The organism is Hydrogenophaga sp. (assembly GCF_051007235.1).
GTDB lineage: Bacteria > Pseudomonadota > Gammaproteobacteria > Burkholderiales > Burkholderiaceae_C > Hydrogenophaga.
This window is the reverse complement of sequence record NZ_JBPCSJ010000092.1, coordinates 1-8,376: the sequence shown is the minus strand read 5'-3', so window position 1 is coordinate 8,376 and position 8,376 is coordinate 1. Positions and strand designations below refer to the sequence as shown.

Here is an 8,376-nt window from a genome sequence, read left to right as displayed (position 1 = left end):
GGCAAGGTCATCGGCAAGACGGCCGATGTGGTGCTGGGCTCCGACGAAAAACCGGGCGACTGAGGCGCGCGCTCAGAGCCGGCGGAACACCAGGTCCCACACTCCGTGGCCGAGCTTGAGGCCGCGGTTCTCGAACTTGGTCAGGGGGCGGTAGTCGGGCTTGGGTGCGTAACCGTTGCCACCCGCCGGTGCAGTGTTGGCCAGCAGCGGCTCGGCGCTCAACACCTCCAGCATCTGCTGCGCGTACGGCTCCCAGTCTGTGGCCAGGTGCAGGTAGCCGCCGGTTTTGAGGTGGCGGGCGAGGCGGTTCACAAATGGCGTCTGGATCAGGCGGCGCTTGTGGTGGCGGCTCTTGTGCCAGGGGTCGGGGAAAAAGATGTGCACCCCGTCCAGGCTCTGCTCGGGCAGCAGGTGGTCCAGCACCGCGACCGCGTCGTGGCGGAAGATGCGGATGTTCTCGATGCCCTGTTCGCCGCACAGCTTGAGCAGGGCGCCTACGCCAGGCTCGTGCACTTCGCAGCACAGGAAGTTGTCGCCCGGGCGCACCTGGGCGATGTGGGCGGTGGCGCCGCCCATGCCGAAACCGATTTCCAGGATCAGCGGCGCGCTGCGGCCGAAAGCGGCTGTGGTGTCCAGGGGCTGGTTGGCGTCGTAGTTCAGCAAAAAGCGCGGGCCGAATTCGGCGTAGGCGCGTTCCTGCCCCGGGCCCATGCGGCCGGCGCGCAGCACATAGCTCTTGATCTGGCGCAGGTGGGTGCCTTCGGCGGGCTGTTCGCGCGGTTCGGCGTGGCGGGGATCGGTCATGGCGTGGCGATGTGCGGGGCGGCTGGGGGCGGGGCGCTGATTGTAGAAGCCCAGGCCCGTGTCCACCCGGCCAGCACGTCCTGAACAGACCCGCTGGCCGGCGGCAGGCCCAGCGTGGCTGCGGCCCGGTTCAGCGCGTCCACCGGGTCGGACAGGTCCAGCGCGAGGGCGCCGTTCTGCTTGCTCAGCTTTTCGCCGTTGGCGCCCAGCACCAGCGGCGTGTGGCGGTACGCTGGCGTGGGCAGGCCCAGTGCGCGCTGCAGCAGGATCTGGCGCGGTGTGTTGTCGGTCAGGTCGGCTCCGCGCACCACATGGGTGATGCCCTGCGCTGCGTCGTCCACCACCACGGCCAGCTGGTAGGCCCAGAGGCCGTCGGCGCGTTTCAGTACGAAGTCGCCGACTTCTGTGCCCACGTCCTGGGTCTGGGGGCCCAGCTGCTGGTCGGTCCAGTCCACGGTGCTGTGCGTGGGCACGAGGAAGCGCCAGGCCCTTGCTGTACGGCCGCGCAAGCCGCCGCGGCCGGGGCGGCAGGTGCCGGGGTAGACGGCAGCGTGGTGGCGTTCGCGCACCAAGCCTTGCGCCGTGAGCGTGGCCTCGATGTCCTTGCGCGAGCAGGCGCAGGGATAGGCCTGGCCCGTGGCGATCAGCCGGTCCAGCGCCTGCTGGTACAGCGCACCGCGCTGGGACTGCCAGACCACCGGTTCATCGCTGTGCAGGCCGCAGGTGGCCAGCTGGTCGAGGATCAGGCGGTCGGCGCCGGGCACGCAGCGGGGCGTGTCCACGTCTTCGATGCGCACCAGCCAGGCGCCGCCGTGCGCCCGCGCGTCCAGCCAGCTGGCCAGCGCCGCCACCAGCGAGCCCGCGTGCAGCGGGCCGGTGGGCGAGGGCGCGAAACGCCCACGGTACAGAACCCCCACGCTCCGCCGCTGGCGCGGGTCGCTGCCCCCCATGGGGGCTGTTTCGCCTTGGGGCGGCCCGGCGGCGAAACGCGCTTCGCCGACCGATTTCACACCATCGCGAGCGCGAGTTCCAGACCGGACACAAAAGCGTCTTCGACCCGGTGGCCCAGACACCAGTCGCCGCACAAACCCAGGCCCTGTTTCGCGTCGTACAGGTGCGACGCGCCGAGCGGTTCCTGCGTCTGGGCAAAGCGCCAGCGGTGCACCACGGCGTGGCTGGGGGTGGCGCGGATGCCGGTGATCTCGGCAAAGCCCTTGAGCAGCTTGGCCTTGACGCGTTCGTCGTCGTCTTCCAGGTGCTTGGCCGACCAGGCCGGGCTGGCCTGGACGGTCCAGCGTTCGATGCGTTCGCGGCCGGGCTTGCTGTTCTCGCGCGCCAGCCAGCTGATGCGATGGTGCGTGCTGCGCGCCGCGTTCCACTGCGGGCCCAGCGTACCCAGGCCGGGCTGCATGGCGTTGGGGTAGGCGACCATCAGCGTCCAGCAGGGCGCGACGTTCACGCTGGCGAGTTTCTGGCGCCAGCTGGGGGCGAGCGCCGAGGCGAGCAGCAGGTCGTAGGCCTGCTGGTGCGGGATGGCGAGCACCACGCGGTCGAAGCCGCCCAGCACCTGCTGGCCGTCTTCGCTGTCTTGTGCGCGCAGTTGCCACTGTTCGGGGTGCAGCGCGTCGCGTTCGATGTGGGTCACGCGCAGCGCGGTCACGGCGCGGGCGGGCAGGTCGCCGAACTGTTCGGGGTGGGCGATCGGCTGGGCCCAGTGGTGCACCAGGCCGCTCATGCCGGGCGTGGCCACAAAGTGCGGTTCGGTCGGCGGCGGGGCAGAGGCCAGCACATGGCCGAACTCGTCGAGCACGCGCACGGTGCTCACGCTCCAGGGGCGCACCACCGCCTGGGCGGTGAGCAGGGCGCGGGCGAAGCGGCTGTCGCGCACGGTGAAGTACTGGGCGCCGTGGTCGAACCCGCCGAATTCGGTGCGGCGGGTGGACATGCGGCCACCAAAACCGCGGCTCTTCTCGATCAGCGTGACGCGGTGGCCGGCCTGCAGCAGCGTGCGGGCGGCGGCCACACCGGCCATGCCGGCTCCGATCACGGCCACATGCATCGGGGCTTGCGGCGCAAGCGCCGAGGAGGGACGGGGGACGGCTTTGGGCTTCTTCTTGGTGGTCATGTCGCGGTCCGTTCGGAGTGGATGTGCGTTGACTGTAGCAGCGCCGGGATGGTCGTCCATCCCCGATGGGTCAAGTCTGGTGGTGGTTGTTCAGCAAGGCGTCGCGCGTGCCCGGGTGCTGCAGCCGGTCCAGCCACCAGCGCAGGGCGCGGCCGGTGTCGCGGCTGCTGCGCGGCTGGCGCCAGGCGTAGTGCAGGCGGATGTTGCGGTCGGGGCGCTGCACGTCCTTGACCACCAGCCGCCCTGCGGTGATGTAGGGCTGGGCCAGCGGCAGCGGCAGGAAGCCGGCGCCGAGCCCGCGCAGCTGCGCTTCGAGCTTGTGCTGCATGGTGGGCACGGTGAGCACGTCCTGGCCGGGCGAAATGTTGTGTGTCATGCCGGTGCCGCGCAGGGTGCTGTCGGCCACCGCCACGACGCGGTGTGGGCGCCGGTCGTCTTCGGTGAGCTTGTGTTCCGCCGCCGCCAGCGGGTGGTGCGGTGCCACGGCGAACACGAATTCGACCGAGCCCAGCGGGGCCGATTGGATTTCGGCCGGGTGGGCGGCGTCGCCGGTGATGCCAAGGGCCAGATCGGCCAGACCGGTGTAGAGCGCTTCCTGAGTGCCCGAGAGGGTTTCGGCGCGCAGCTTGAGCCGGGTGGGCGCGCCCTCGGCGTAAAACGCCTCGAACAGCTCGAACAGGGTCGAGCGGGCGATGATGGCGTCGGCCGCGATGGTCAGCTGCGGTTCCCAGCCGGTGGCCACGCGCTTGACGCGTTGCGCCACGGCGTCCAGTTCGTCCAGCAGGTACTGGCCGGCGCGCAGCAGTTCGGCGCCGGCGGGCGTGAGCTGGGCGCGGCGCGCGCTGCGGTCGAACAGCAGCACGTCCAGCGCGTCTTCGATCTGGCGCACCCGGTAGGTCAGGGCGCTGGGCACCATGCCCAGCTCGCGCGCGGCGGCGGCCATGCTGCCCAGCCGCGCCACGGCTTCGAGCAGACCGAGGTTTTCGGGGGAGAGCGCGGCGCGTTGCGACGGGTGGGCCATGGGCTTCCTCTTTTGGTCTCAGGCGGGTTGATCGTTCAACCCGTTTGAATGATGCCATCAAAGCGCCACCACCCGGCACTGGGGGTGCGTCGCCACAATCCTGTTCATGCCGGTACCGATGCCGGCGCCCACGGAGACCGCACCATGATGCAGATTCGACGCTCCCAGGAACGGGGTTATGCCGACCACGGCTGGCTCAAGAGCCACCACTCGTTTTCGTTCGCGGGTTATTTCGACCCGGCCTGGATGGGCTGGGGCAACCTGCGCGTGATCAACGAAGACCGCATCGCGCCCGGCACCGGCTTCGGCACGCACGGCCACCGCGACATGGAAATCATCAGCTACGTGCTGCAGGGCAACCTGGCGCACAAGGACAGCATGGGCAACGTCAAGGGCATCCCGCCCGGCGACGTGCAGCGCATGAGCGCCGGCACCGGCGTGATGCACAGCGAGTTCAACCACGCCCAGGGCGAGACCACGCACTTCCTGCAGATCTGGATCGAGCCCAGCCAGCTGGGCGTGGCGCCCGGCTACGAACAAAAGAGCTTTGCCGAGGCCGACAAGCGCGGGCAGCTGCGCCTGGTGGCCTCGCCCGATGGCGCGCAGGGCTCGGTCAGCCTTCACGCCGACGCGGCCCTTTATGCCGGGCTGTTCGATGGCGCCGAAGCCGCCGAGCTGGCCACCGATCCGGCGCGCAAGGCCTACGTGCACCTGGTGCGTGGCGCGTTGACGGTCAATGGCGAACGCCTGCAGGGCGGTGACGCGGCGCTGCTGCAGGGCGAGTCGCAGATCCGCCTGGACCAGGGCGCAGACGCCGAGGTGCTGGTGTTCGATCTCGCGGCTTGAACCGCACCGGATTTTTCGTTTTCTCAACCCCGCGCTGCGGCGCATTTTCTGGAGTCAAGCAATGGCAAAAGTTGTGGTGGTGTATCACTCGGGTTACGGTCACACCCAGCGCATCGCGCAAGAAGTGGCCGCGGGCGCCGACGCAGACCTGCTGCCGATCGACGCCGACGGCAACCTGTCCGACGCGGACTGGGCCACGCTGGGCGCCGCCGACGCGATCATCTTCGGCACGCCCACCTACATGGGTGGCCCGAGCTGGCAGTTCAAGAAGTTCGCTGACGCGTCGTCCAAGGCCTGGTTCACCCGCGCCTGGCAGGACAAGTTCTTCGCCGGTTTCTCGGTCAGCGCCAGCCTGAACGGCGACAAGGGCCAGACCCTGGCCTACCTGAACACCCTGGCCTCGCAACACGGCGGCCTGTGGATCAGCCTGGGCATGATGCCGGCCAACACCCTGGCCGCGACCCGCAACGACGTCAACAACCTGGGCGGTTCGGTGGGCCTGATGGTGCAAGCCCCGTCCGACGCCGGTGCCGACAAGATCCCGCAGGGCGACGTGGACACCGCCCGCAAGTTCGGTGAGCGCGTGGCCGCCGTGGCGGGCAAGTTCAAGGGCTGAAGCACCTGCCTCCTTGGGGGCAGCGACCCGCGCAGCGGTGGAGCGTGGGGGCCGACGGGCCAGCCGCCGGGCCGCCCCAGGGCAGGCCCAGCCCCCGTGAGGGCAGCGACCCGCGCAGCGACGGAGCGTGAGGGCTCGACGGGCCAGCCGCCGGGCCGCCCCAAGGCAGGCCCAGCCCCCGTGGGGGGCAGCGACCCGCGCAGCGGCGGAGCGTGGGGGCTAACATCCCCCTATGAAGATCTTCAGCATCCTTCCCTGGGCAGACTGGCTGGCGCTGGTCTGCTTTTTTGCTTTGTGGGTGGGCTACGCCTGGTTCGCGCGCGTCTGGGGCCAGCGCATGTCGTCCCTGCTGAGCACCACCAACCGCTACCGCGGTTACTGGATGACGCAGGCCACCGCGCGAGACCCCCGCATGCTCGACGGCCTGATCACCCAGACCTTGTCGAACACCCCGGCTTTTTTTTCGTCCACCTCTATCCTGGTCATCGGCGGCCTGTTTGCCCTGCTGGGCACCACCGACAAGGCCACCGAGCTGATGAGCGGCATCCCGTTCGCGCAGGCGACCACGCTGATCGTCTTCGAGTTCAAGGTGCTGGTGCTGGTGGCGATCTTCGTTTACGCCTTCTTCCGCTTTTCGTGGTGCATGCGCCAGTACACCTTTGTGGCGCTGGTGATCGGATCCATGCCGCCGCCGGAGGACTTTGACAGCGGCAAGCACGACCGCCGCAAGTTCGCCGATCGGGCCGCAGCCATGGTGGGCGCCGCGGCCGAAACCTTCAACGACGGCCTGCGCGCGTACTACTTTTCGTTCGCTCTGCTGGCGTGGTTTGTCTCGCCCATGGCGATGGTGATCGCCACCCTGATCGTGGTCGCCATCCTGTACAGCCGCGAGTTCCGCTCGGAGGTGCTGCAGTTGCTGCGCGATTGACCGGTCTGCCCCCACGCTCCGCCGCTGCGCGGGTCGCTGCCCCCCGCGGGGGGCTGGGCCTGCCTTGGGGCGGCCCGGCAGCAGGCCCGTCTGCCCGCACGCTCCGCCGCTGCGTGGATCAGACCCCGGAGCCGGCGAGCACCGGGGCCCGCCCTCCTAAAATCGGGCGATGTTTATCCACCTGCGCCTGCACACCGAGTTCTCCGTCGTCGACGGCACCAACCGCATCGATGACGTGGTGGCCGCCGCGGCCGCCGACGGGCAGCCCGCCCTGGGCATTTCCGACCTGAACAACCTGTTCGGCGGCGTCAAGTTCTACAAGGCCGCGCGGAGCGCGGGCCTCAAGCCCGTCATCGGCGCCGAGGTGATGCTGCAGGGTTTTTCCGACGAGACGCCGGGCGCCATGCCCGGGGGCCCGCAGCCGGCGCCGCCCAAGGTGATCCTGCTGGTGCAGGACAAGCAGGGCTACCTCAACCTGAGCGAGCTGCTGGCCCGTGCCTGGACCCGCAACGTGCAGCGCGACCAGGCCCTGGTGCGCTGGGAATGGGTGCAGGAACTCAACGCGGGCCTGCTGCTGCTCTCGGGCGCGCAGGCCGGGCCGGTGGGGCAGGCCCTGTTGCAGGGCGACACGCAACGCGCCACCGACGTGGCGCTGCAGCTGGCGGGCGTGTTCCCACACCGCTTCTACCTGGAGCTGCAGCGCGCCGGCCGGGTGGACGACGAGCGCCACGTGGTGGCCGCGGTGCAGCTGGCCGCGCGCCTGCACCTGCCGGTGGTGGCCACGCACCCGGTGCAGTTCCTCACCGCCGACGACTACGAGGCGCACGAGGCGCGGGTCTGCATTTCCGACGGCGAGATCCTGGGCAACAACCGGCGCGTGCGCCGCTTCACACGCGAACAGTTCTTCAAGAGCGCGGCCGAGATGCAGGCCCTGTTCGCCGACATCCCGTCGGCGGTGGCCAACACGCTGGAGATCGCCAAGCGCTGCAACCTCACCCTGGTGCTGGGCAAGCCGCAGTTGCCCAACTTCCCGATCCCGCCGGTGGACGGCCGGATCATGTCGGTGGACGAGTACTTCCGCCACGTGTCCTATGAAGGCCTGGAGGGGCGCCTCAAGCACCTGTTCCCTGACGAGGCCAAGCGGGAGGAACAGCGTCCTCGCTATGTCGAACGCCTGGAGTTCGAGCTCAACACCATCCTGAAGATGGGGTTCCCGGGTTACTTCCTGATCGTGTCGGACTTCATCAAGTGGGCCAAGGAAAACGGCTGCCCGGTGGGGCCGGGCCGGGGTTCCGGCGCCGGCTCGCTGGTGGCGTATGCGCTGCTGATCACCGACCTGGACCCGCTGCACTACAACCTGCTGTTTGAGCGCTTCCTGAACCCGGAGCGGGTGTCGATGCCCGACTTCGACATCGATTTCTGCCAGTCCAACCGTGACCGCGTGATCGACTACGTGAAGGACCGCTACGGCAAGGACGCGGTGAGCCAGATCGCCACCTTCGGCACCATGGCCGCGCGCGCGGCCATCCGCGACGTGGGCCGTGTGCTCGACTTCTCCTACGGTTTCTGCGACGGCATCTCCAAGCTCATCCCCAACAAGCCGGGCATGAGCGTCACGCTGCAGTACCCGCCCAACCCGAAGAAAGAGGGCGACAAGAACAACTACGCCATCGAGATGGAGCCCATCCTGGCGGACCGGATCGAGAAGGAAGAGGACGTCAAGACCCTGATCGAGCTGGCGCAGAAGCTCGAAGGCATGACCCGCAACATCGGCATGCACGCCGGCGGTGTGCTCATTGCCCCGGGCAAGCTGACCGACTTCACGCCGCTCTACCAGCAGCCGGGCAGCGAATCGGCCGTGAGCCAGTACGACAAGGACGATGTGGAGGCAGCCGGCCTGGTGAAGTTCGACTTTCTGGGCCTGGCGACGCTGACCATCCTGGAGATCGCGCGCGAGTTCATCATGAAGCGCCACAAGGGCCAGGAGAACTTCCGCTTCGAGGACATCCCGCTGGACGACAAGGCGGTCTATGCGC

The 8,376-nt window shown here is 69.1% G+C and carries 8 protein-coding genes; 4 read left to right on the top strand and 4 right to left on the bottom strand.

Annotated elements, in window-relative coordinates; all coding sequences use genetic code 11:
• Positions 1-72: 72 nt before the first annotated feature.
• The 4 genes from trmB to ACR2JA_RS03355 all read right to left on the bottom strand — a co-directional run bounded on the left by trmB (position 73) and on the right by ACR2JA_RS03355 (position 3,950).
• On the bottom strand, positions 73-804 hold the full coding sequence (gene trmB / locus ACR2JA_RS03370) for a tRNA (guanosine(46)-N7)-methyltransferase TrmB (protein ID WP_434007708.1): 732 nt from the start codon (positions 802-804) through the stop codon (positions 73-75).
• Positions 801-1,754, bottom strand: coding sequence for a tRNA glutamyl-Q(34) synthetase GluQRS (gene gluQRS, locus ACR2JA_RS03365; RefSeq protein ID WP_434007707.1), 954 nt, complete (start codon positions 1,752-1,754; stop codon positions 801-803). The genes trmB and gluQRS overlap by 4 nt, the downstream gene beginning before the upstream one ends.
• A gap of 56 nt (positions 1,755-1,810) precedes the next feature.
• Entirely contained in the window at positions 1,811-2,929 is a 1,119-nt protein-coding gene (locus tag ACR2JA_RS03360; protein WP_434007706.1) for an NAD(P)/FAD-dependent oxidoreductase, read from the bottom strand.
• 70 nt (positions 2,930-2,999) lie between these two features.
• On the bottom strand, positions 3,000-3,950 hold the full coding sequence (locus ACR2JA_RS03355; RefSeq protein ID WP_434007705.1) for a LysR family transcriptional regulator: 951 nt from the start codon (positions 3,948-3,950) through the stop codon (positions 3,000-3,002).
• 144 nt (positions 3,951-4,094) lie between these two features.
• Here ACR2JA_RS03355 and ACR2JA_RS03350 point away from each other — a divergent pair, with 144 nt between their 5' ends.
• The 4 genes from ACR2JA_RS03350 to dnaE all read left to right on the top strand — a co-directional run.
• Positions 4,095-4,796 (top strand): pirin family protein, encoded by a 702-nt coding sequence (locus ACR2JA_RS03350; protein WP_434007704.1) that lies wholly within the window; start codon positions 4,095-4,097, stop codon positions 4,794-4,796.
• A 61-nt stretch (positions 4,797-4,857) separates the two neighbouring features.
• Positions 4,858-5,412 (top strand): flavodoxin family protein, encoded by a 555-nt coding sequence (locus tag ACR2JA_RS03345; protein WP_434007703.1) that lies wholly within the window; start codon positions 4,858-4,860, stop codon positions 5,410-5,412.
• A 232-nt stretch (positions 5,413-5,644) separates the two neighbouring features.
• Positions 5,645-6,340: a DUF599 domain-containing protein gene (locus tag ACR2JA_RS03340; protein WP_434007702.1), complete on the top strand. Its 696-nt coding sequence runs from the start codon at positions 5,645-5,647 to the stop codon at positions 6,338-6,340.
• 169 nt (positions 6,341-6,509) lie between these two features.
• On the top strand, positions 6,510-8,376 hold a 1,867-nt coding region (gene dnaE / locus ACR2JA_RS03335), incomplete at its 3' end, for a DNA polymerase III subunit alpha (protein ID WP_434007701.1).

What these genes read in the sequence shown, in the direction of transcription:
- ACR2JA_RS03360 (WP_434007706.1), bottom strand. Translation starts at nt 2,929, where the DNA reads ATGACCACCAAGAAGAAGCCCAAAGCCGTCCCCCGTCCCTCCTCGGCG.
- ACR2JA_RS03355 (WP_434007705.1), bottom strand. Translation starts at nt 3,950, where the DNA reads ATGGCCCACCCGTCGCAACGCGCCGCGCTCTCCCCCGAAAACCTCGGT.
- ACR2JA_RS03350 (WP_434007704.1), top strand. Translation starts at nt 4,095, where the DNA reads ATGATGCAGATTCGACGCTCCCAGGAACGGGGTTATGCCGACCACGGC.
- ACR2JA_RS03340 (WP_434007702.1), top strand. Translation starts at nt 5,645, where the DNA reads ATGAAGATCTTCAGCATCCTTCCCTGGGCAGACTGGCTGGCGCTGGTC.
- trmB (WP_434007708.1), bottom strand. Translation starts at nt 804, where the DNA reads ATGACCGATCCCCGCCACGCCGAACCGCGCGAACAGCCCGCCGAAGGC.
- ACR2JA_RS03345 (WP_434007703.1), top strand. Translation starts at nt 4,858, where the DNA reads ATGGCAAAAGTTGTGGTGGTGTATCACTCGGGTTACGGTCACACCCAG.
- gluQRS (WP_434007707.1), bottom strand. Translation starts at nt 1,754, where the DNA reads ATGGGGGGCAGCGACCCGCGCCAGCGGCGGAGCGTGGGGGTTCTGTAC.